Source organism: Haloferax sulfurifontis ATCC BAA-897, from assembly GCF_000337835.1.
Taxonomy (GTDB): domain Archaea; phylum Halobacteriota; class Halobacteria; order Halobacteriales; family Haloferacaceae; genus Haloferax; species Haloferax denitrificans.
Genome location: NZ_AOLM01000020.1, coordinates 96,626 through 119,083, shown reverse-complemented (window position 1 = coordinate 119,083; position 22,458 = coordinate 96,626). Strand labels below are relative to the sequence as shown.

The 22,458-nt window shown below is 67.2% G+C and carries 26 protein-coding genes; 11 read left to right on the top strand and 15 right to left on the bottom strand.

Features of this window, described 5'->3' with window-relative positions; translation table 11 throughout:
- The first annotated feature begins 6 nt into the window (after positions 1-6).
- The 4 genes from C441_RS11755 (at position 7) to C441_RS19540 (ending at position 3,447) form a co-directional block, all read left to right on the top strand.
- Complete coding sequence (locus C441_RS11755; protein WP_007275276.1) at positions 7-948, top strand: hypothetical protein; 942 nt, start codon at positions 7-9, stop codon at positions 946-948.
- A 15-nt stretch (positions 949-963) separates the two neighbouring features.
- Positions 964-1,512, top strand: coding sequence for a hypothetical protein (locus C441_RS11750; protein WP_007275275.1), 549 nt, complete (start codon positions 964-966; stop codon positions 1,510-1,512).
- A gap of 85 nt (positions 1,513-1,597) precedes the next feature.
- Positions 1,598-1,927, top strand: a complete 330-nt coding sequence (locus C441_RS11745) for a transcription factor S (protein WP_007275274.1) — start codon at positions 1,598-1,600, stop codon at positions 1,925-1,927.
- 950 nt (positions 1,928-2,877) lie between these two features.
- On the top strand, positions 2,878-3,447 hold the full coding sequence (locus C441_RS19540) for a hypothetical protein (protein ID WP_152420726.1): 570 nt from the start codon (positions 2,878-2,880) through the stop codon (positions 3,445-3,447).
- Positions 3,448-3,595: 148 nt separating this feature from the next.
- Here the strand turns inward: C441_RS19540 and C441_RS11740 are convergent, their stop codons facing one another.
- Together C441_RS11740 and C441_RS11735 are read right to left on the bottom strand one after the other, a co-directional pair.
- The gene (locus C441_RS11740; RefSeq protein ID WP_007275273.1) at positions 3,596-4,681 is read right to left on the bottom strand and encodes a hypothetical protein; all 1,086 of its coding nucleotides are present in this window, start codon (positions 4,679-4,681) and stop codon (positions 3,596-3,598) included.
- Between the two features lie 142 nt (positions 4,682-4,823).
- Complete coding sequence (locus C441_RS11735; RefSeq protein ID WP_007275272.1) at positions 4,824-5,471, bottom strand: dienelactone hydrolase family protein; 648 nt, start codon at positions 5,469-5,471, stop codon at positions 4,824-4,826.
- A 54-nt stretch (positions 5,472-5,525) separates the two neighbouring features.
- Between C441_RS11735 and C441_RS11730 the strand changes: the two genes are divergently transcribed.
- Together C441_RS11730 and C441_RS11725 are read left to right on the top strand one after the other, a co-directional pair.
- A complete protein-coding gene (locus C441_RS11730; protein ID WP_004969511.1) occupies positions 5,526-6,353 on the top strand; it encodes a PspA/IM30 family protein in 828 nt (275 codons plus the stop codon).
- Positions 6,354-6,470: 117 nt separating this feature from the next.
- Positions 6,471-7,577: a hypothetical protein gene (locus C441_RS11725; protein WP_007275271.1), complete on the top strand. Its 1,107-nt coding sequence runs from the start codon at positions 6,471-6,473 to the stop codon at positions 7,575-7,577.
- Positions 7,578-7,634: 57 nt separating this feature from the next.
- Here the strand turns inward: C441_RS11725 and C441_RS11720 are convergent, their stop codons facing one another.
- The 6 genes from C441_RS11720 to C441_RS11695 form a co-directional block, all read right to left on the bottom strand.
- Positions 7,635-8,672, bottom strand: coding sequence for a dipeptide epimerase (locus C441_RS11720; protein WP_007275270.1), 1,038 nt, complete (start codon positions 8,670-8,672; stop codon positions 7,635-7,637).
- A complete protein-coding gene (locus C441_RS11715) occupies positions 8,673-9,698 on the bottom strand; it encodes a DUF1611 domain-containing protein (RefSeq protein ID WP_007275269.1) in 1,026 nt (341 codons plus the stop codon). It abuts the gene before it with no gap.
- 126 nt (positions 9,699-9,824) lie between these two features.
- Positions 9,825-10,763: a Vms1/Ankzf1 family peptidyl-tRNA hydrolase gene (locus C441_RS11710; protein WP_007275268.1), complete on the bottom strand. Its 939-nt coding sequence runs from the start codon at positions 10,761-10,763 to the stop codon at positions 9,825-9,827.
- Between the two features lie 104 nt (positions 10,764-10,867).
- Positions 10,868-11,266 (bottom strand): DUF5802 family protein, encoded by a 399-nt coding sequence (locus C441_RS11705; protein WP_007275267.1) that lies wholly within the window; start codon positions 11,264-11,266, stop codon positions 10,868-10,870.
- Between the two features lie 214 nt (positions 11,267-11,480).
- Positions 11,481-11,801 carry a hypothetical protein gene (locus C441_RS11700; protein WP_007275266.1) on the bottom strand — a complete coding sequence of 107 codons (321 nt, stop codon included), beginning with the start codon at positions 11,799-11,801 and terminating at the stop codon, positions 11,481-11,483.
- Complete coding sequence (locus tag C441_RS11695; RefSeq protein WP_007275265.1) at positions 11,791-12,831, bottom strand: zinc-binding dehydrogenase; 1,041 nt, start codon at positions 12,829-12,831, stop codon at positions 11,791-11,793. The genes C441_RS11700 and C441_RS11695 overlap by 11 nt, the downstream gene beginning before the upstream one ends.
- A gap of 233 nt (positions 12,832-13,064) precedes the next feature.
- Here C441_RS11695 and C441_RS11690 point away from each other — a divergent pair, with 233 nt between their 5' ends.
- The 3 genes from C441_RS11690 (at position 13,065) to ilvD (ending at position 16,395) form a co-directional block, all read left to right on the top strand.
- A complete protein-coding gene (locus tag C441_RS11690) occupies positions 13,065-13,868 on the top strand; it encodes a helix-turn-helix transcriptional regulator (protein ID WP_007275264.1) in 804 nt (267 codons plus the stop codon).
- Positions 13,869-13,967: 99 nt separating this feature from the next.
- Positions 13,968-14,546 carry a MogA/MoaB family molybdenum cofactor biosynthesis protein gene (locus C441_RS11685; protein ID WP_049920561.1) on the top strand — a complete coding sequence of 193 codons (579 nt, stop codon included), beginning with the start codon at positions 13,968-13,970 and terminating at the stop codon, positions 14,544-14,546.
- Positions 14,547-14,640: 94 nt separating this feature from the next.
- Positions 14,641-16,395, top strand: coding sequence for a dihydroxy-acid dehydratase (gene ilvD, locus C441_RS11680; protein WP_007275262.1), 1,755 nt, complete (start codon positions 14,641-14,643; stop codon positions 16,393-16,395).
- Positions 16,396-16,444: 49 nt separating this feature from the next.
- On the opposite strand, the gene C441_RS11675 is transcribed toward ilvD, so the two are convergent.
- The 3 genes from C441_RS11675 to C441_RS11665 form a co-directional block, all read right to left on the bottom strand.
- Entirely contained in the window at positions 16,445-16,705 is a 261-nt protein-coding gene (locus C441_RS11675) for a hypothetical protein (RefSeq protein WP_007275261.1), read from the bottom strand.
- Between the two features lie 118 nt (positions 16,706-16,823).
- Positions 16,824-17,783 carry a D-2-hydroxyacid dehydrogenase gene (locus tag C441_RS11670; RefSeq protein WP_007275260.1) on the bottom strand — a complete coding sequence of 320 codons (960 nt, stop codon included), beginning with the start codon at positions 17,781-17,783 and terminating at the stop codon, positions 16,824-16,826.
- Between the two features lie 57 nt (positions 17,784-17,840).
- Entirely contained in the window at positions 17,841-18,068 is a 228-nt protein-coding gene (locus tag C441_RS11665) for a hypothetical protein (protein WP_007275259.1), read from the bottom strand.
- Between the two features lie 368 nt (positions 18,069-18,436).
- On the opposite strand from C441_RS11665, the gene C441_RS11660 reads away from it, so the two are divergent.
- On the top strand, positions 18,437-19,822 hold the full coding sequence (locus tag C441_RS11660; RefSeq protein ID WP_007275258.1) for an NAD(P)/FAD-dependent oxidoreductase: 1,386 nt from the start codon (positions 18,437-18,439) through the stop codon (positions 19,820-19,822).
- A gap of 42 nt (positions 19,823-19,864) precedes the next feature.
- Positions 19,865-20,308: a hypothetical protein gene (locus tag C441_RS11655; RefSeq protein ID WP_007275257.1), complete on the top strand. Its 444-nt coding sequence runs from the start codon at positions 19,865-19,867 to the stop codon at positions 20,306-20,308.
- A gap of 15 nt (positions 20,309-20,323) precedes the next feature.
- On the opposite strand, the gene C441_RS20290 is transcribed toward C441_RS11655, so the two are convergent.
- The 4 genes from C441_RS20290 to C441_RS11640 are packed head-to-tail and all read right to left on the bottom strand — an operon-like array spanning position 20,324 to position 22,456.
- The gene (locus C441_RS20290; RefSeq protein ID WP_239640831.1) at positions 20,324-20,860 is read right to left on the bottom strand and encodes a hypothetical protein; all 537 of its coding nucleotides are present in this window, start codon (positions 20,858-20,860) and stop codon (positions 20,324-20,326) included.
- Positions 20,861-21,238, bottom strand: a complete 378-nt coding sequence (locus C441_RS11650; RefSeq protein WP_007275256.1) for a hypothetical protein — start codon at positions 21,236-21,238, stop codon at positions 20,861-20,863.
- 40 nt (positions 21,239-21,278) lie between these two features.
- A complete protein-coding gene (locus tag C441_RS11645) occupies positions 21,279-22,172 on the bottom strand; it encodes a hypothetical protein (protein ID WP_239640830.1) in 894 nt (297 codons plus the stop codon).
- Positions 22,169-22,456 carry a hypothetical protein gene (locus C441_RS11640; protein WP_004969486.1) on the bottom strand — a complete coding sequence of 96 codons (288 nt, stop codon included), beginning with the start codon at positions 22,454-22,456 and terminating at the stop codon, positions 22,169-22,171. The genes C441_RS11645 and C441_RS11640 overlap by 4 nt, the downstream gene beginning before the upstream one ends.
- Positions 22,457-22,458 lie beyond the last annotated feature (2 nt).

Genomic DNA, 22,458 nt, shown 5'->3' with positions numbered 1-22,458 from the left:
ACGAAGATGGAAGGGGAAGACGGGCTGTCGCTCTCAGACGACCTCCGCACGTGGGTCGAAGCGCGCGCCGACGAGGAGGGCGTCGACCCGGAGACGGTGCTCGCGCGGGCCCTCGGGACCTACCGGCTCGCCGTGATCGACGCGGGCGAATCAATCGACGAGAGCGAATCTGTTCCCGACCGACTCGACGGGGTCGAGGGTCGCGTCGAGGCGCTCGAAGGCGACCTCGACGAGAAGATAGCCGACGTGCGGACGCGCGTCGTCCAGGTCAAACGCGAGACCGACGAGAAGGCGCCGCGCGACCACGCGCACCCCGAGTTGGACGGCGAACTCGACCGGCTGGCCGACGACGTGCACGCGGTTCGCAACCGCGTGGCCGACCTCGACGACCGACTCGACGCCGGCTTCGAGAATTTCGAGGAGATCCTCAGCTACCTCGACGAGACGACGGCGACGCTCGACGAGAACCTCCGGACGGTCGCGCGGACGCTCCTCGACCTCCGCGGGCGGGCGGCGGACCTCGAAGCCGCCGACCTCGAACGGACGGCGCTCGCCGAACTCCTCCGTTCGGCGAACGCGGCCGGCGAGAAGAAAGCGCGGTGCGAGGAGTGCGACGCGACCGTCCACCTCGACCTGCTCGCGGAACCCCGCTGTCCGTCGTGTCGGACTCCCTTCCGCGACCTGTCGTCGTCGCCCGGGTTCTTCGGGACGGCGACGCTCCACACCGGCCGGCTCCCCGCGCTGGAGGCGGCTGACTCGTCCGGCGCGACCGACGAGGTCGAAGACCTACTCGACGAGGCCATCCCCGACGAGCGGGACGCCGGTTCCGGTTCGGACGCGGACGACGCCCCCATCGACGAGCGCGACCGGTCCCCCGCCGCCCGAGAGGAGGAGTCCGCCCAGCGGGGTGCCGGTGCCGCGGCGGGGAGCGAACACGGCGACGACTGAGAGCCCACGAAGACGATGACCGACGACAACGACCCCCCGGACGACGCGGAGAGAGACCACACGTACACCTTCGGCGACCGCGGTGACCGCGCCGAGCGCGACGACCCGACGGACGGCGCGTCCGACGCCGAGCGCCCCCCGGAAGCGGACCGCGGCGGACGCAACGGCGACGCCGATTCGGCCCCGCTTTCGGACCTCGCGGGGCGCGTGGCCGAGCGCCGCGACCGCTCGCGAGTCACCGACCAGCGCGACGACGTGACCGAACTGTTCGAGTCGGTCGAAGTCGGCGAACTCGACCGCGACGACGTGTGGACGTCGCTCGTCGAGGGCGGGGACAGCGAGGAGGCGGAGGGCGTCGGCGTCGGCGCCGAGGCCACCCCGGTCGACGCCAGCGAGGGCGTCGCGGACCACGTCGTCCCCAAGACCGAGTTCTGCCAGCGCTGTGAGCACTTCGGCGAGCCGCCGAAACTCGCGTGCCACCACGAGGGGACGACCATCGTCGAACTCGAAGACAGCGACCACTTCCGGGTGCGAAACTGCCCGATGGTCGACAACGACGACTGACGGCGCGCGCGGCGGGGCGACTCTGATTCTTCCCGCGACAGAACGGAGTGACAGCTTCTTTGCCCTCGGTCCGCTACCGCCGGGTATGCAGTTCTGCGACGAGTGCGGTTCGATGATGGTGAGCCAGAACGGCGCGATGACCTGCACGAACGACGACTGCGAGGGGACCGCCGAGCGCGACGAGGAACTCGCGGCGGAGTTCGTCTCCACCGAGGCGCAGTCGGGCGACGAACTCATCGAGACCGAAGAGGGCGCTGAGTTCGAGGGCAAACCGACCGCGAAGGACGTTCACTGCGACGACTGCGGCCACACCGAAGCGTGGTACACCATCAAACAGACCGGCTCTGCCGACGAACCGCCGACGCGGTTCTTTAAATGTCAGGAATGTGGGTATCGGTGGCGCGAGTACAACTAACAGCCCGCCCAAACCTCCGAAAGCAGAGGGTATATTTTTGACAAGTTTTGAAAGAATTTACCACATGTCTAGTCAATTCAGATTAGAACATCAAACGGAATTGCCTATTGGAAAGGTAGGATACTGCCGGTTCAGAGAGTTCTCGTGGAATAATATCTGTCACGGGGCCATAACATATTGGGCGAACCACGTCGGCCCACACCACCGAGAGAACAACTCCGGTACAAGAGCGTCACAGCGACAATGAAGTGCCTCCACTTAGACTCGGACATCCGAAAGAAGTGGTCGAACAAATTTGGTAATTTTCGTAGGTTCTCTCTACCACATTAATCCCCGTAAAACTGATGTGTTGAGATTTACAGATTTGATGTATGAGTGAGGACGATAGAGACACAATTAAACGATATGTGACTTATTCAAAGACTGGTTGCGATAATCCAATTGGCCGGGAACACGATTTCTGCACCCTGCATCAAGAATAATGACAGATGACAAAAAGCGGATGCTCCAAGGAGTTTGTAGGGAAAGTGGCTGTGGCAATCGTATTGGTCGGGAACACGACTACTGCTTTAAACACCGGGAGGCTTAACCTATTCTGCTATGTCTGATGACGAAAATAAACAGAGTATATCGGCTAATGTTAGAGTTTGCTTCGAAGACGGCTGTAAAGTCAGTATTGGGCGAGAACACAAATTTTGTCCGAAGCACCGAGGGTGATTATGTTAGGTGATGACTCCTTTGAGATAGATCAAAAGCTTAGTATGTGTGCTAAGTCTGGATGTGACGAAACCATAGGCCGAGAACATAAATTTTGTCCAAAACACCGAAACTGAGTATGTCTAATGACGAATCTGAAACCGACACATTACAGGAATCCTGTACTGAATCAGGATGTAAAACTGTTGTAGGGCGAGAACACGACTACTGCTTTGAACACCGTAAATAGTTAGATGACTTCCTTAGGATTGATATATCTCGCTTTACTTGGGATTTTTATATTTGTTCCCGCTGGACAGATTTTAATCAATCCAGCATCGACTACCGAAGCTCCCTCCGCTGAGGATTCAATGTCAGTGGTTGACAGAACAGCATCAGAATCAGTCGCCCTGTTTGCTATCGTATTAGTGGTGATTAAATTTATACTGGAAGATAACCAGATTGGCTACTATCAGGAACTTACGATTGGAGTCCTGACTGTCTGTGCTGGTTTCTTGATGCTCACGTTCATTCTGGAACTCTTTAGTGACATTCGAGTAGTAATATTTCATCTACAAATAACAGCTCTCAGATACTCCGGCCTGCTTCTGTTTTCTGGACTGTTTTTCCTCCTCCAATCATACCAATTGAATCCACAAATACAGCTACTATTCGGTGTGTTCGTTCTCCTTTCGTGGGTCACTTGGCTAGTCCACGAGCTGTATTACCTATTCAGAATCCAGAGTAGGGACTGGAATAACAGAGATATTAATAGAGGTGACTGGTTCCGCAAAGCAATTCGCAAAAGGATCCCATCCTCGTGAGGTTTGGCTCTGTTGAGAGTCAAACACAGAAAATAACAAACTTCAACTTAGCAAGCATCAAGAGTGCGGCTACCGATGGCGCGAGTACAACTGAGAAACTGATTACCCCTCTGTCTCCACGCTCACACACCGAGTCCCGAGAGCCGAGTCACCCGTCACCCAACTCCGCGGCCGTCACCGCCCCCGGTCCGTCTTCGACCTCGTCTTCGGCGTCAGCCGCCAGCGCGTAGCCGTAGGGAACGAGCAACAGGCTCCCGAACCAGCCGACGACGAGTCCGAGCGTGCCGAAAATCGTGCCGACGAGACCGATTGCGACGGCGTCGGCCGCGATGACGACCGCGACGAGCGCGACGCTCCAACCGACGAGCGACTTCCACGACCCGCGGCGGATGCAGAAGCCGGCGAACAGGCCGAAGGCGGTCACGACGCCGATGCCGGGGACGAGGACGTAGCGCATGCCGAGCGACCCCGTGTTGGTGAGCGTCGTCGCCAGCCACATGGCGACGAGCGTGCCGGGAACGACCAGTACGGCGGTTCGGCGGTCCAGCGGGCGGGCGCGTCGGTGAATCCGGAACGCACCGAGGAGGCCGAGACCCGCGACGGTGTACGCCCAGCCGATGGGGTTGAACAGGAACCCGCCGACGATGGCGAGGAAGTTCCCGAGAATCTCGCCCTCGTTCGCCGGGTGGACGAGGTAGTGCGCGCCGCCGCGCTCGTAGAGCCCCGGCACGACGAAGGTGCTGTTGGTGACGGTGCCGCCGTCGATGGCCTCGCGCACGTCGGCGCTGGCGTTCGCGGCGGGCGACGACGCCCCGGCGGCGACCGTCTCCCAGTCGGTCGGGTCGAGTTCGATGGTCGCGCGGACCGGGTCGCCCGAGACGTTCAGCGAGAACCGGTAGTACCGGCCGTCGTAGACGGCGAACTCGGCGTCTTCGTTCACGTCCGAGAGGGTCATGTACGCCTCGGGTTCGATGTCGCCGTCGTACCGGCCGGTGCGGGCGGCGGTGGCGACCGGCTCCCGGAGTTGCGGCGTCCGGTTCACCGTCGCGGCGAGGTTGACCACGTCGGGGTCGTAGGAGGCGACGAGACCGGGCGGCGAGTCGGCGGTCACCGGCTCGGCTTCGTACGTCGATTCGAGCGACGAGGTGGAGGTGGCGACGGCGAACGACTGGCTCAGCGCGACGCCGACGAGGAGGAGGGCGACGACGGCGGCGAGCCGCTTGCGGGGGACCATAGCCCCGGCTTCGGAGCCGAGTCAGAAGTGTCGTTCGGTCGAATGGTTGGGAGAGAGTCGTTTCGTCGCGGGTCGCTGGGGTCGGGGGCGACGCCGTCGCTCGCCCCTGTTGCTCTCCTCTCCCCCGTCGTCCCCCCCGTTCTCACTCGACGCCGAGGTTCGATACGAGGAAGTCGGCGACGGCGGCCGCGACCTTCTCTTCTTGGCCGATGAAGAAGTGGTCGGCCGCGAACTCGACGACGGGTTGGTGGTACTCGCGGGCGCGCTCGACGACGGGTTCCCAGTCGGCGACGTCGTCGCGGGTGCCGTAGATGACCTGCACGGGGACGGGGATGCGGTCGAAGGCGGCGACGGCGTCGAGGTCGTCGGCGAGTCGCCCGGCGGGGGCGAGCGCGGAGACGGCGTCGGCGTCCGCGCCCTCGGCGGCCGCGAGAAGCGCCATCGCGCCGCCGAACGAGAAGCCGAACAGGCCCACGCGGTCGTAGCGTTCCGCGGCCCACTCGACCGCCCGGAGGGTGTCGGCGCGCTCGCCGTGGCCCTCGTCCCACGGGCCGTAATCGAAGCGGAGACAGTCGACGCCGCGGGCGGAGAGCGCGTCGCTGACGGCGACGAGACGGGCGTCGCCGCGGTGGCCCTGGTGTTGCGGATGGGGCGGGCAGGCGACGACAATCGCGGCGCCTTGGCCCGCCGCGTCGCCGGTGTCGTCGGTGCCGTCCGCGCCGTCCCCGCGGGCGCGGTCGAGGGTCGCCCGCACGTCGCGGCCGCCGGGCACGAGAATCGTCTCGGTCATAGAGACAGGTTGCGCTGGTGAGGTTTTAAGCCGAACGTCGCGTAGTAATTGGGTATGGGAATTCTCTCTCGCACGTCGTACGTCATCCGGTCGAAGATAAACGCCCTCCTCAACCGTGCGGAGGACCCGACCGAGACGCTCGACTACTCCTACGAGAAGATGCGCGACGAGCTACAGCAGGTCAAACAGGGCATCGCCGACCTGACCACCCAGAAGAAGCGACTGGAGATTCAGAAGCGCCGCCTCGAAGAGAACGTCGAAAAGCACAACGACCAGGCCCGCGAGGCCGTCCAGCAGGACCGCGAGGACCTCGCGCGCAAGGCGCTCGAAAAGAAGCAGGCCAAGATGAGCCAAATCGAGGAGCTGGAGACGCAAATCGCCAGCCTGCAGGAGACCCAAGACCAACTCGTCAACAAGAAGGACGAACTCCAGAGCCGCATCGAGGAGTTCCGCACGAAAAAGGAGACGATGAAGGCCCGCTACGAGGCCGCCGAGGCGTCGAGCCGCGTCTCCGAGGCGATGACCGGCGTCGGCGACGAGATGGCCGACGTGGGGCGCGCGCTCGAACGCGCCGAGGAGCAGACCGACGAGATGGAGGCCCGCTCGGCCGCGATGGACGAGCTCATGGACTCCGGCGCGTTCGACGACGCGCTGTCGGACAAAGACTCCATCGAGCGCGAGCTCGAAGCCGGTCGCACCAGCGCCGAAGTCGACACCGAACTGGAGACGCTCAAGGCCGAGATGGGCAAGTCCTCCGGGTCGTCGTCATCGAGCGAGAGCGCGAGCGACGCCGACGTGGACGTCGAGACCGAGGTGGCCGACGAGGAGGTCGAAGCCGAACTCGAAGAGCTGAAGAACGAAGACGACTCCTCGTCCTCCTGAGCGCGCCCGCCCGACCCGACGCCTTGCCGTGAGGCGCTCGGCTGACCCAGTCGCCTCTGTCGTCTCCGCGACCGACCGCCAGTACGCACTTGACCCCGCCGCTCGATAGCTTCGGGCATGTCGAACACCGGCGGCCCGTCGGCCGGCGAGCCCGACGACACGATGCGGGAGCGCGGGACGACGAGCCGCGCGAAGCTCCGCGCCCTCCTCGACGCGGACCGCCGCGCCGTCGCCGCGGCCCCGCTCGTCGTCGTCTTCTGTAGCGTCGTCGTCCTCGGCCAACTCGACCCGACCCCGCTCCGGGTCGCCGTCGAGTCCTCGGACCCAATCGAGACGCTCGCGCAGGGGCTTCTCACCGCGATTATCACGGGCGTCACGCTCGTCGTCACCATCAATCAGCTCGTGCTCTCGCGCGAACTCGGCCCGCTGGGCGACCAGCGCGACCGGATGGAGGGGTCGATGCGCTTCCGCGAGGACGTCGCCGACCTGCTGGACGCGCCGGTCGCGCCGCCGGAGCCCTCGGCGTTCCTGCGCGCGCTGGCCGAGGGCATCGCGTCGCGGGCGCGGGCGGTCGAAGACACGCTCGATGCGGACGGGGACGCCGGCGAGAGCGGCGAGACGAGTACGGACGGCGACGCGGACGATACCGACAGCGACCCGGTGGCCCGCGTCCGCGAGTTCGCCGGGGAGGTCGAGTCAAACGCCGAGGCGGTCGCAGAGCGGCTGGAGGGCCGGCAGTTCGGGACGTTCGCGGTGCTGTCGGCGGCGCTGGACCTCAACTACTCGTGGAAAATCTATCAGGCGGCGCGGCTCCGCCGCGTCCACGACGCCGACCTCTCGGCGGAGACGAAGACGGCGCTGTCGGAGCTACGCGACGCGCTCGAACTGTTCGGCCCCGCCCGCGAGCACGTCAAGACGCTGTACTTCCGGTGGGAACTGGTCGACCTCTCGCGGACGATGTTCTACGCGGCCGTCCCCGCGCTCGTGGCGAGCATCGGCGCGATTCTCTTCCTCGACGACCCGACCACGATTACCGGCGCGACGCTCGGCGTGTCGAACCTGCTTCTTACCGTGGCGTTCGTGGTGGCCGTCTCGCTTTCGCCCTTTGCGGTGCTCGCGGCCGCGGTCCTCCGCATCTCGACGGTCGCAAAACGGACGCTCTCTATCGGGCCGTTCGTGCTTCGGTCTGAGACCCGCGAAGACGACCTCGACTGGGAGTCCTGACGGGGGCGGCGGTCTCGCGTCGGCGTCGGTCGGCGTCGGAGCGTCGCCGCGTCCGCGTTACCGACGCTGTGCGCCGGTTCCCGGTCGGTCGAGCGCTTCGAGGTCGATCCCGCCGTTCGGCATCGGGACTCCCTCGTAGGGGTCGTCCGCGAGGAGGAGCGAGCCGTCGAGGTCGGCGTAGTCGAGGAGCGGCGCGAGGTGACAGCCCGCCGCGATGGCGGCGTTCGACTCTATCATACAGCCGAGCATGACCTCCAGCCCGTGGGCGCGGGCGGCGTGGACGGCGCGTTTGGCCTCCGTGAGGCCGCCGCACTTCATCAGTTTGAGGTTCGCGATGTCGACGCGGTCGGCGATGCGCGGGATGTCGTCGGCGGTGATGCAGGACTCGTCGGCCGCGATGGGGAGCGCGCCGCGGTCGTAGACGAACTTCAGCCCCTCGCGGTCCTCGGCGGGGACGGGTTGTTCGACGAACTCGACGCCGAAGTCGGCGAGGAACTCGGTCATCTCGACGGCCTCGCGGGGCGTCCACGCCTCGTTGGCGTCGACCCGGATGGTCGCGCCGGGGGCCTCGTCGCGGACGGCCTCGATGATGGCCCGGTCGCGGTCGGTGCCGAGTTTGACCTTGAGCACGTCGTAGCCGGCCTCGTACGCCTCCGCGGTCTTCTCGCGTATCGTGTCGAGGTCGTCGAGACCGACGGTGTACGACGAGGTGGGCGTCCGCGAGGGGTCGAGCCCCCAGAGGCGGTACAGCGGGACGCCGAGGCGCTTGGCCGCGAGGTCGTGGAGGGCGATGCTCACGGCGGTTCGCGCGGCGGGGTTGCGGCGGACCGTCTCGGCCAGTCGGCGCTCGATTCGGTCGATGGCGTGGACGTCGCCGACCTCCTCGACCACGGACAGCAGGTCCGGAAGCACGGCCTCGACGGTGTCGGCGGTCTCGCCGTAGTGCGACGACGGGGCGGCCGCGCCGACGCCCGTCATGCCGCCTTCGTCCTCGACGCGGACGACGACGTTCTCGGCGTCGGTCTGGACGCCGCGGGCGATGCCGAACGGCTCCGCGAGCGGCATCGAGACGCGCTCGAACTCGGTCGTGAGCATCTAGAACACCTCGTCGATGAGGTCGGCCGAGCCGAAGCGGACGGGGTCGACCGCGGGGACGCCGAGTTCGTCCGCGAAGGCGTCGACGGCCTCGGCCGCCTCCACGTCGTCGTCGACGTGGGAGGTGTTGAGCATCCCGGCGACCACGTCGGCCTCGTGGACCGGGTCGGCGAGGTTCTCGTACAGCGAGACGTACTCCGAGAGGTCGGGGAGCGCGAACTCCTCGTAGCCGTGAATCGCCTCGCGGGTGGCCTCGTGACAGAGCACGAGCTTGTCGGCCATCGCGCCGTGGAGGATGCCGCAGGTGACCGCGGAGTACGCCGGGTGGACGATGCTCCCTTGACCCTCGACGAACAGCACGTCGTGTTCGTCGCCCTTCTCCAGAATCATCTCCTCGACCGCGCCGGCGGTGAAGTCGCTCACGACGCGGTCGACCGGGTTGCCCCAGCCGGCGATCATGATGCCGGTCTGGCCGGTCGGGATGAAGCCCGCGTCGATGCCGCGCTCGCGGGCGGCCTCGACGAGTTCGAGCGTCGCGGTCATCTTGCCGACCGAGCAGTCGGTGCCGACCGTGAGGACGACTTCGGCGTCCACGTCGGCGGACTTCCCCTGCGCGACGCCGAGATCGTCGCGGGGCTTGCGAACGTCGTTGATGTCACAGCCGTGTTCGTCGGCGAGGCGGGCGAACTCCTCGTCTTCGGCGAGGAAGTAGTGGAGCCCGGAGATGAGGTCACAGCCGCGTTCGAGGGCGGTGCGAACGTCGTCGCGCCACGTCTCGTCGAACGCGCCGCCGATGGGCGAGATGCCGACGAGGAGGGCGTCGGCGTCGGGCGCGTCGGCCATCGACGCGACGACGGGCACGTCGGGGAGGTCGCGGCGGTGGTCGGCGGCGGAGGTGCCGGGGTTGTCGCGGTCGAGGACGGCCACCACGTCGTAGTCGGCGTACTTCAGGACGCCCGTGGCGGTCTTCGCGCGGTCGGGGAACTTCTCGTGTGCGAGGACGACGACTCGCTGTGGGTCGGTCATACTGGATGCCACTACGTGCCACCCTAAAAGGTGGGACGATTCGGCGGCGACTGCCGGGTCGCGCCGCCGAGTCGTCTGCGACTCTCCGGGGCGTCTCGGGAACGCATCCGCGGCGTCGCCGGCGGCTCAGAGCCGATAGAGCCGCGTGGTCCAGAACTCTCTGGACGCCTCGGCGAGCGCCGCCTCGGGGTCGCCGCTGGCGTCCACGGTGGCGGTGAGCGCGGCGCGGTCGCGGAACTCGCCGAGGACGGTTCGCTCGCCGAGGACGACGAGGTCGGCGTCGTCGCCGGCTGTTTCCGCGCCCGAGCCTGCGTCGGCGTCGCCGTCGAGGAACTCGTCGAGCGCCTCGTGACAGCGGTCGAGGTGGTCGTCGATTTGGCCCTCGCGGATGCGCTCGAAGCGCGCCTGCGAGAACCCGCCTTTCGAGTGGGCGGACTTCACGTCGCTCTCGAAGCCCTCGACGAATTCGAGGTCGCCGTCCTCGTAGCGACCGAGGGCGAACAGGTCGCCGCGGACGAGCGCGACCACCGTGGTCTCGGTCGGGTGGAGCCACGCCGGGTCGAGGTCGAAGCCGTCGCTCCAGCGGTCGAAGTCGTCGGGTTGGCGCGGCGGCGAGAGCGCGACGCTCACCAGTCCGGCGTCGTCGGTGAGCGCGACGCAGGGCGCGGCCCGGCGGACGAGCGGGGCGCGGTCGCCGAAGGCGGACTCGGCGGCCGCGGGGAGCGAGCGGTCGTCGGAGACGGCGGCGGTGAGCGCGCCCTCCGCGTCGGTCGAAAACGAATCGAGGCGGGACAGCACCTCGCGGAGGCGGTCGCCGCGGAGGTCCTCGGTCCCGCGGAACTCGAGGGAGTCGTCGTCGCCCGAGAGGCGCTCGACGCGGTCTTCGAGTTCGGTGATGCGGTCTTCGAGGCGGTTGACCTCCTTCTCGGCTTCCTGCCGCGCGCGGGCCGCCTCCGCCCGGCGCTCGGACTCGCCCTCCAGACGCCCGGCTAACGCGTCGCGTTCGTCTTCCAACTCGGCGATGCGCGCTTTGAGTTCGGCTCGACCCAACAACTCGTCCAGCATACACGGACGCGTGCGGGCCGACCACTTGAGCGTTCGGACGCGAGGCGCGGCGAGCGGGGACGAGGCGATTGGCGGGCGTTCCGCCCGCGCGACGGCGGCGCGACTCAGGCCAGCCTGTCGTCGGGTCGGTCGGGGCCGGAGCCGCCGGGTCCGCCGGGCGCGAGGTCGTCCGGGTCGTAGCCGGCGTACCGGAGCAACTCGGCGGCCCGCGGGGCGTCGGCGAGAAGCACCGGCCGGTCGTCCGGAAGCGCGTCGGAGTCGACGGCGTCTCGGGGGAGCGCGAGCGTCCCCGAGGGGACGCCGTCGTCGCCGACGACCGGGAAATGGGCCGTGTCGAGTTTCATCACGAGCGGGTAGTCGACTCGCTCGACGCCGCTACCGTCCGTGTAGACGCACTCGTTGAGTCGCTCGTGTTCCGTTCGGTGAATCGCCGCCTCGGTCCCGTCGTACGGCTCGACGTACAACCGGCCGAGGAAGTAACTGCTGGAGAAGCGTTCGAACATCTGTGCGTGTGAATGTCAACCACGAACGGAGATAAGCCTTGTCGGAACCATTTATATCGACACGCAATTCCACCGTCGAGAACCGGGGACGGGAGTCGAGACCGGCAGACGAGAGCGCGGCTCGGGCGCGAGAGAATCGGTCGTGAAAACGGGCGGGCGTCTCGCTCGCTTCGAGGGAGCGGTCTCGGCGGGTCGAAGTTCGGTTACGGACGGTTCAGTCGTCGCCGCGGGTCGCCGCGGTCATCGACCAGACGGCGACGAGGCCGAGCGCGAGCGCCGGGAGCATCGGCAGGGCCAGCATGGCCGCGAGGTACGGCAGGCCGGCCATCGCCGGGAGCGACGGCACGAGGTACACCGCGCCGGGGACGACGAGGAAACAGAGCGCGACGACGCCGACGAGCACCCAGCCACGGCTCCCGAAGCCGGTCGCTTCCGGCTCCGAGCCGTCGCCGCCGACCGCGGGGCCGTCCGGCCGGTGGACGTAGGTGTCTGACTCGGCGGTCGCGCCGTCCCGAGCCGTGGTGTCAGAGCTCACTATCGGGGATTACGACCACCTTGCCAAAGCCCTGTCGCTCCTCGATGAGCTCGTGCGCGCGGTCGATTTCGCTCATCGGGAGCGTCTCGCGGATGCGGGGTTCGAAGGTGCCGTCCCAGACGAGGTCGAGCACCTCGTCGGCCTCGCCGGGCGTCGCCATCGTCGAGCCGATGACCGAGAGCTGGTTCCAGAAGATGTAGTTGAGGCCCGCGCCCGGGTCGGGGCCGGTGGTCGCCCCGCAGGTGACGACGCGGCCGCCCTTGACGAGGCTCTTGAGCGACTGCTTGTAGGTCGCCTCGCCGATGTGGTCGACGACCATGTCGACGCCGCGGCCGTCGGTCAGTCTGCGAATCTCCTTCGAGAAGTCGTCTTCCTCGTAGTTGATGACGTGGTCCGCGCCGCACTCCTTGGCGTACTCCAGTTTCTCGTCGGTGGAGGCGGTGGCGTACACTTCAGCGCCCGCGTAGTCGGCGATTTGGACGGCCGCGTGGCCGACGCCGCCGGACGCGCCGAGGACGAGCGCCTTCTCGCCGGGGCGGAGTTCGCCGCGGTCGACGAGCATCCGCCACGCGGTCTGGAAGACGAGCGACGCGGAGCCGGCGACCTCCCACGGCACGCCCTCGGGGACGGGCACGAGGTTCTCCTCGGGAATCGCCGCGAACTCGGCGTGGACGCCGCGGACGTGCTCGCCGATGATGTGGAAGTCCGGCGCGAGCGTCGGGTCGCCCTTCCGGGAGAACTCGTCGCCGCCGCCGGCGACGCCCGCGATGAGCGCCACGCGGTCGCCCGCCTCGAACCGGCTCACGCGCTCGCCGACCTCGGTGACGACGCCGGCCATGTCGCTTCCGGGGATGTGCGGCATCTCCAACTCGACGCCCGGGAGCCCCCGCCGCGTCCAGATGTCGAGGTGGTTGAGCGAGGCCGCCTTCACGTCGACGAGGACCTCGTCGGGACCGACTTCCGGGTCCGGGAAGTCGCCGTATTCGAGGACGTCTCGGTCGCCGTGTTCCGTGAATTGGACCGCTTTCATCTCGACCCGACCGAGGATGGGCAGGAACTAAAGTGTGGGTTTACGCCAATCGTCTTTCCTCTTGTTCGACAGCTGACGAACCTCGTGGATTCAAATCATATCGGTGCGAAGATATATACGACACAGGGTTCCCAACACAGTCGAGCCCGACAGTCACGGTCGCCGACATCTACCGGCGGCCCGTACAGGGGCGGTCGACAGGCGTCCGACTCGTTGGAAGGAATATCAGGTACGTGATTCGAGACGAGACTTCAGCACAGCTTTCGCGCCTCCTCGTGAGGCGGTCGTCGTTCGTCCGGGCGCTCGCGGAGCGACCGCGAGACAAGCGCGGACTCGCCGATGACCTCGACGCCTCGCGTTCGACGGTCGACCGCGTCGTCCGCGACCTGCTCGACGCCGGCCTCGTCGAGCGCGCCGACGGCCTGTATCGGCTGACCTGCGTCGGTCGGTGCGCGCTCGGCGCGTACGACGAGTGCCTCGACTCGCTCCGCGGCGTCAAGGCGGCGCAGGACCTCCTTTCGATGCTCCCGACCGACGCGCCGCTCGACCCGGCGTTCTTGGCGGGCGCGTCGGTTCACACGTCGACGCCGGACATCCCGGACAGCGCGATTCGGGAGCTGTTTTCGAGCGTCGAGAGCGCGGAGCGCGTCTACGGCGTCGCCCCGGTCGCGCTCGTCGGTCAGCTTCGGCCCTTCTACGAGACCGCCACCGAGGGCGGGACGGTCGTCGAGATGATTATCGCCGACGAGCTGTTCGACCGACTCGCCGCCGCCCCGGACTCTCACGCGGTCATCCTCGACCAGCTCCGACACGACTCGGTGACGCTCTATCGCGCGGAGGTCCCGTTCCGCTTCGGCCTCTGGGTGACGGAATCGGAGGCGGGAATCGTCGTCTACACCGACACCGGCGTCGGCGGGGTCGCCCGCAACGACACCGAAGCCGCCGTCGAGTGGGCCACAGAGCAGTTCGAAGCCCTCCGCGAGAACGCGGAACGCCTGACGCTCGACTCGCTCGACGGCGTTCCAGACGACGGGTGAGCCACGACGGTCGCCGGTGAGCCGTCCGACCGGCCGCCGCGAACCGACGACCGCCGGGGCGACGCGGGAATTTTATCGCCGGACGACGAAGCCGCGGCCGTGAGCGACCACGACCATCACCACGGCGAGGGGGACGGCGACGACGACCACAGCCATCACCGCGACGACCACGGTCACGACCATCACCACCACGACGTCGACGACCTCCAAGCGGCGGTGCTGACGGTTTCGTCCACCCGCGATATCGACGACGACCCCGCGGGCGACGCGATAGCCGAACTGTTCCGCGAGGCGGGTCACTCGGTGTCGGTCCGGCGGGTCGTCGACGACGACTACGACGAGATTCAGACCGCGGTCGCGCGGATGGCCGACCGCGGCGACGTCGACGTGACGGTCACGACCGGCGGGACGGGCGTCACGCCCGACGACCAGACCGTCGAGGCGACGGCGCAGTTGTTCGGGAAGACGTTGCCCGGCTTCGGCGAACTGTTCCGGCGGCTCTCGTACGACGACATCGGCACCAAGGTCGTCGGCACCCGCGCGACCGCGGGCGTCGTCGACGGGATGCCGACGTTCTGTCTGCCCGGGAGCGAGAACGCCGCCCGGCTCGGCACCGCGGAGATAATCGTCCCGGAAGCGCCGCATCTCACCGGGCTGGCGCGGCGCGACGCGGAGTAAGTACGCCCCAAAAACCGAGGGTCGGCGGGCGAATCCGACTGCAACGTCTGCCCAGTCGCGGCCATTTAAGTTCGCGCACGCGCTCCGAAGAGGTATGAGCCAGCAGTCCCCTCGCGAGGAGGACGCCGACGACGTGTTCTCCAGCGGTAAGGACCCGAGCCTCCGAAGCACGGAGGTCACGGAGGGTCCCGACAAGGCCCCGCACCGTGCGATGTTCCGCGCCATGGGCTTCGACGACGAGGACTTCTCGTCGCCGATGGTCGGCGTGCCGAACCCCGCCGCCGACATCACCCCGTGTAACGTCCACCTCGACGACGTCGCCGACGCCGCCATCGAGGGCATCGACGCCGCGGGCGGGATGCCCATCGAGTTCGGGACCGTCACCATCTCCGACGCCATCTCGATGGGGACAGAAGGCATGAAGGCCTCGCTCATCTCCCGCGAGGTCATCGCCGACTCCGTCGAACTCGTCTCCTTCGGCGAGCGCATGGACGCGCTCGTCACCGTCGCCGGCTGTGACAAGAACCTCCCCGGCATGATGATGGCCGCCATCCGAACGGACCTTCCCTCCGTCTTCCTCTACGGCGGCTCCATCATGCCCGGCCAGCACGAGGGCCGCGAGGTGACCGTCCAGAACGTCTTCGAGGGCGTCGGCACCTACGCCGAAGGCGACATGAGCGCCGACGAACTCGACGACCTCGAACGCCACGCCTGCCCCGGCGCGGGCTCCTGCGGCGGGATGTTCACCGCCAACACGATGGCCTCCATCTCCGAGGCGCTCGGGATGGCCCCCCTCGGGTCGGCCTCCGCGCCGGCCGAGTCCGACGAGCGCTACGAGAACGCCCGCCGCGCCGGCGAGGTCGTCCTCGACTGCGTCGAAAACGACCGCCGCCCCTCCGACATCCTCACGAAGGAGTCCTTCGAGAACGCCATCACCCTGCAGGTCGCCACCGGCGGGTCGACAAACGCCGTGCTCCACCTGCTCGCGCTGGCCGCCGAGGCCGGCGTCGACCTCGACATCGAGGAGTTCGACGAGATTTCCCGGCGCACGCCGAAAATCGCCAACCTCCAGCCCGGCGGCACCCGCGTCATGAACGACCTCCACGAAATCGGCGGCATCCCGGTCGTCATCCGCCGCCTCGTCGAGGCCGGCCTGTTCCACGGCGACGCGATGACCGTCACCGGCCGCACCATCGCCGAGGAGCTCGACCACCTCGACCTCCCGGACGACGACGAGCTCGAAGCGGACTTCCTCTACACGGTCGACGAGCCGTATCAGGAGGAGGGCGCAATCAAGATTCTCACGGGCAACCTCGCGCCCGACGGCGCGGTGCTGAAGGTGACTGGCGACGACGCCTTCCACCACACCGGCCCCGCCCGGGTCTTCGAAAACGAGGAGGACGCGATGCGCTACGTGCAGGAGGGCCACATCGAGGAGGGCGACGTCATCGCCATCCGCAACGAGGGTCCCCGCGGCGGCCCCGGCATGCGCGAGATGCTCGGCGTCACCGCCGCCGTCGTCGGACAGGGCCACGAGGACGACGTGGCGCTTCTCACCGACGGTCGGTTCTCCGGCGCGACGCGCGGCCCGATGGTCGGCCACGTCGCCCCCGAGGCGACCGAGGGCGGCCCCATCGGCCTCCTCGAAGACGGCGACGAGGTGACCGTCGACATCCCGAACCGCGAACTCTCCGTGGACCTCACGGACGAGGAACTCGACGCGCGAAAGGAAGACTGGGAACCCAAGCCGCCGGCGTACACCTCCGGCGTGCTGGCGAAGTACGCCCGCGACTTCGGCTCGGCCGCGAACGGCGCGGTGACGAACCCGGCGCTCACGCGCGACGAATAAGCGCGAGTCGCCGCGGCGTCTCCCGCGACGCGGACGCCGTCGTCCGCCGTCAAAACAGGCCGAATCCGGACGCCCGGTACAGGGCGAGTGTCCCGATTCCGAGCGCGGTTCCGACCGGAATCAGCAGAATCACTTTTCGCGGCTGTTCGGTGAATCCGTAGACGCACAAGCCGAACGGGACGGACAGAAACACGTCCACCGCCCACTCCGGGAGGGCGGGCGAGAGCCCGGACCACGGGACCAAAACGAGGAGTCCAGCGCCGCCGAAGAAGGCGATAATTCGGTTCCACCGCCACGATGCGAACTGCACGGGGCTACCGACAGTGGCCACCGAATTGACAGTTTCGGTGCGGAGCCCGGTCGGGGGTCATCGGTCAGAGTCGCGGCGTCACCGACTCCGCACCCCGGGGCCGCCGATTCCGCTCGACTCAGACCACGCGGTTCCGCAGGTCGTCGTCGCCGGCGTCCAGTTTGTCGAGGTTCTCGGCGATGATGTCGGCCATGCGCTCCCAGTACTTCGGGGTGTGGCCGGCGTTGTGGGGCGTGATGAGGACGTTCTCGAAGTCCCAAAGCGGGTGGTCCGCGGGGAGCGGTTCGGGGTCGGTCACGTCGAGTGCCGCCCCGCGGATGCCGTTGCTCCGGAGTTGGGAGACGAGCGCGTCGGTGTCGACCACGGGACCGCGGCCGACGTTGACGAGGACGGTGTCGGGGGCCATCGACGCGAACGCGTCGGCGTCGACGAGGCCGCGGGTGGCGTCGGTCAGCGGGCACGCGATGACGACGTAGTCGGCGCGGGCGAAGGCGTCGTGGAGGCCCTGCTCGTCGTCGAAGCCGACGACCTCGTCGGTCGGGCCGCCCTTCTCCGGCGAGTAGCGCACGCCGACGGTCTCGACGCCGAACGGGTCGAGTCGGTCGACGACGGCCTCCCCGAGCGCGCCGAGACCGACGACGGCGACCGTCGAGTCCTGCAGTTCGACCGTCGGGTACGACTGCCAGACGCCGGCGCCTTTCTGTCGCTCCGCGACGTGGAAGCGGCGGGCGAAGTAGAGGAGACTCCCGAGGACCTGCTCGGCGATGTTCGGGCCGTGGACGCCGGAGGCGTTGGTGACGGCCACGTCGCGGGCCTCGAACGCCTCGATGGGGAGGTGGCCCGTGCCGGCGAACACGCAGGCGAACAGGTCGAGGTTCTCGGCGGCTTCGAGGTCGTCTTCGCTCACGTCGAAGCCGGTCGCGACTTGGACGCGCGAGAGGAGGTCGCGCTCCTCGGCGGGCGTCGTCGCGAGGGCGACCTCGCGGTCGGGGAGGCGCTCGCGGAGCGTTTCGGCGTACGCCTCGGCAGACAGGCCGTGTATCTTCTGCCGAAGCACCGCGATGTCTGGGTCGGACATGCTCGATGATTCTCGAAGGCGGTGATGAATCTGTCCGATTCGGACGCGGCGGGCCGCTCACTCGATGGGCTCGCGCCGCCGCGGGCGGCGTTTCGAAATCGTCCGCGTGACGGCGACTGCATCGACCGTCGAGTCGACGACGAACCGGGAGCCGTCTTCGCCGAGTTTCCACGCAACGGGCGCATAGCCCTGTGGGGCGGGGCCGCCGTCGACGAACACGAGGTCGCCCGTCTCGTCGCGGAACACGACGGGCTCTCTCGGCTCGTCCGGCTCGTCTGCGGTCATTGACTCGGAGCTACCGCGGTCTCCGCTATAAACCTCCGTCCCCGGTTATCAACTTCGGTATTCAGTTGGAATCATCGGAGAAAATCGAGCGCAGTAGCCGCAATCTGACGATAGATGAATTATCGAATCTCGGAATCGGTCGCGAAAATTCCGCGTCAGGTCGGCCGCAGGACTGTCGACTCCGGGGAGTCGCGTCGCTCGCGGGACCGTCGGCCCCGGGGAGGGTGCCGAGCGGCGGCGCGTCGATATCACGGTCGCGCCACGCCGCTGAAAAACGGGCCGAGCGGCGTTCGGACGCGCGGTCTCGAAACCGTCGGACGCCGCGGCGCTTCAGGGGGTTTAATAGCCGAGCGAAGTGCTGTAGCGGTATGGAACGCGTAGATGTCGCCATCATCGGCGGCGGTCCGGCCGGCACGTCGGCGGCACACGCCGCGGCCTCGGCCGGGGCCTCCGCTCTGGTCCTCGAAAAGGGCGTCCCCCGAGCAGACAGACCGGGCCTCGGCCCCGATTCGACGGACGCGGCCGGTATCCTCGACTACTGGGTGGACATCATGGGCATCCACCCCGACGAGTTCCCCGACGACGTCGTGCTCGACATCCTCGACCGCGCGGAGTTCATCGGGCCGAACGAGTCGCTGACGCTCCGCAGTACCGGTATCGACTCCTCGTACGACGAGTTCGGCTACACCTTCCACCGCGCGAAGTTCGACGACTGGCTCCGCGGTCGCGCTGAAGACGCCGGCGCGGAGTACCGCGTGAAGGCCTCGGTCCGCGACGTGGGGACCGACCTCGACGCGACCGGCGACGACCCCCGCCACGTCGTCCGCCTCGCCAACGGCGAGGACGTGGGCGCTGACTTCGTCGTCCTCGCCGACGGCCCCCAGCGGACGGTCACGAACAAGGTGCTCGACGACCTGCTTCCGTTCCCCATCACGGACCGCCTGTCGTCCACCGAGGCGAACCACATCGCCTATCAGGAACACCGCGAGTTCCCCCCGGAACTGTTCGACGAGGTCGACGGCGCGATTAAGTTCTGGTGGGGCTACATGCCCGGCCACACGGCGTACCCGTGGGTGTTCCCGAACGACAACAACGTCTGCCGGGTCGGTCTCACGATGCCCATCGGCCTCGACATCGACGAGGTCGACGACCGCGATGCGTACACGCTCCTCCGCGAGGACGACGAGCGCATCCCGCAGGGCCGCGAGTACGTCCGCCGCCTCCTCGAACAGGAGTACGGCGACGAGTACGACGTCGACGAGGACTTCCCGCTCGTCGAGGACCGCGGAAAGACGAAGGGAACCGAGACGTACGCCATCTCCTCGACGCGCCCCATCGACTCGCCCGCGTCGGCCGGCATCGCCGTCACCGGCGGCGCGATGGGCGCGACCTCCGCCTTCCACGAGGGCGGCGACCACGTCGCCGTCCGGACGGGAGCCATCGCCGGCGAACTCGCCGCCGAGGGCGACCTGAGCGACTACAACGACCGCTGGAAGGACGCCATCGGCGACGAGATTCTCCGCAACGTCGCCATGGCCGAAATCGTCCACGACTACGGCCCCGACCAGTGGGACAAGACGTTCAAGGCGGCCCGGAAGCTCCTCGAAAAGGACGAGGGCTACAAGGCGTTCGGCGCCTCGAAGCTCAGCGCGGGGTTCAGCGCCGCCAAACTCGCCACGCGGTACCAGCGGACGAAAATGAAGTACCACAAGGGCAAGTACGTCCAACTGCGCGAAGACGAGTACGCGCTGTAGCCGACGGAAGACTTATCAGTTTCTCCGAATCTCTGTCAGTCGATGGCCGGCCGCCCCTCTCGCCGTCGACTGCTCCGCCGCGGAGCCGCGGCCGTCGGCGTCGGGCTGACCGGCGGGCTCGCGGGCTGCTCGTCGCTTCGAGGGTGTTCGTCGGCCGAAATCATGCTCCGGGGAGAACTGGTCGGGTCGGCCCCCGACGGGGCGACCGTCGTCGACGTGGACGACCCGCGGGTCGCAAACAGCCCGTGGGTGCTGAAGGTGGTCGAGGCGGCCGCCGAGGGCCACCCCCGCGAGTCGAGCGTCTCGGACTGCCTGAGCGACTACGACGCCCTCCGCGAGGACCTCGACGCGCTCCCGTCGGTCGACAAGTCGGAAGACCGCCGCTACTACGTCCGCGTCGACGGGCAGGTCGTCCGACTTCGGGCCGTCTTCTTCGCCGGCGACGACACCCGCCGGTCGGAACTCGTTTCACCCCCGGCGCGCTAGAGGCGAGTGCGTACCTCAAGTCCCCGGCCGAGTGTTCCCGCTTCGGGAGCGATGACAGCACGGCGAACCCGGGTGCGCAACAGCTACTGGCCGGCTGACGCCGGCGTACTTCGGAACGTCCGCGCCCGAAAGACGGACCGCCCGGCACGAGGGTTTCCCGGTCGACGCGGCACGCCGCCTCGGGATGAGACCGGCCGTTAGTGTTCTGGGCGACATCCTATCTCCGCGGAGATACGTCTCCAGTTTGGCTACGACCTGTTCGACGAACGCATCCGTCACGCGGCCTTGCCAGGCGACGAAATCCTCACTTCGTGGAGAGTGTACAGCCCATGGGGAGACGTACGGTGCCCGAGGGACACCGCCAGTCTCCCAGACGTCGGCTGAGAGCGCAAGCGAGTCGTCGTACGCTTTCGTCGAGATGGCGACTGCGATGTACTGTTCGCCGTCGAAGGGGTGCGTCTCGTTGTCGACGATTAGCCACGGACGCTGTCTACCAGTCCCGATTTTGAACGGATCCGAACTCCGTACGACGTCGCCGCGCTCCGGTTGCATCTAGGACTCGTCCTCACTCACGTCCCGTTCGCTCGGATGCGGGGTATCCGGGGCCGTCGAGTCCCACTCGTCGGCGTCGATGCCGCCATCGTTCTCGTCCAATCGCTCACTTGCGACGTGGAGGTCGTATGCGTCAGCGAGGCGGCTTTCGTCGGGGGTGATTGCCCAGTACTCTCCCCGGTGCCGAACCAGATTACGTGCCTTCAGCCGCGAGAGGGCGGTTCCGACTGCGTTTGGGTTCTCGTCGATGGCACTGGCAATCTCAGACCGGGTGAACGCCTGGTCGCGGTGCGCGTACAGATACGTAACCACCTGCTCGGGGACCGATGGTCCCTGTGGGAGGTTCCCCGACTCGAAGTCGTCGATACTCACAGGCATGTTCTGGAATTAGTGTACTGCTGTACCAGTGACGTGTAGTCTACTTCGCGTCCGGACGGGCCACGTCGGTCTCCCGTTCGTCATCGGAGTCCGTGGGGCCGAAGAAGAGCACGGCAGTGGAGAACGCGACTCCGACGAGGAGTGCCACCTGACCGACGGCGAGCAGTACCCAGTCCATCGGTTGGAGGAACTGTACAACGGGCGCGTACTCGGTGACGTACGGGGCCGCGAACGACCGGACCTGCGGCGGGAGGTCAAAGACGTAGACCTCCGTCCCGGCGATACAGAGGAGGAGTCCGAACAGGGGGAGACGTTGGATGTCGGGGGCCGCGTACCGGAGGTCCCACAGTAGCGTGCCGAGGGTCGATATCGCGAGAAACACCGTCCACGTGAGCGCGACCGTTTCGAACGTCGGGGCATCGGTGACCACCCCGCCCAGTAAGGCGACCGCGGCGCTACCGAACGCGACGAGGGTGAGGATACCGAAGTACGCCCACCGTCGGAGCCGGCTCACGACGAAGCGACGGACGACTGAGGTACCGTCGCCACCGCCCCCACCGGAGACCGCGTCGACGACGCGCCCCAGGATAACTCCGAGCTTCCGGAGGAACTGGACGAAGACGGCCCCCTGAAGCACGCGGCCGATAACGAACACGAGCGCGGCGTAGAGCCAGACGATTTCGCCTCGAGCCAAGAACCCCACGCCCGCCACGAACCCACCTGTGACGAGAAGCGTCGCCAGGAGTAATCGCTGTCCGTATCCCGGTCTCCACCGGCGGCGCGCGAGTTCGACGTCGTACACGTACCACCAGATGAGAGCGACGATACCCGCCCCGAGTATCACCGGTCCCGCGATGCGGGGATAGATGTCGAAGAAGTAGCCGATCTGTGCCGGCGCGGTCTCCATCAGGGGGACGGTTCGGAGCCCGCTCATGACCTGATATCGCTCTTCATCAGCCGGTCGACGGTACTGACCGCGATTCCGATGGGGAGCGCGAGGGCGAAGACGAACGCGACCGCGCTCACCGCTTCACGGACGACCGGAACCTCGATTATGAGGACCGCTCCGGCCACGCCGAGAGCAACGAAGAGAACGGCCGTCTCAACTGCCGAGGTCTGCTGACTGGAGGTCAGCCACAGCACAGCGCCGAGACAGCCGACAAAGAACACCACGTCGCCCACGATGACGACGTTGAGCCAGTTGTCGGCCAGCCCCACGA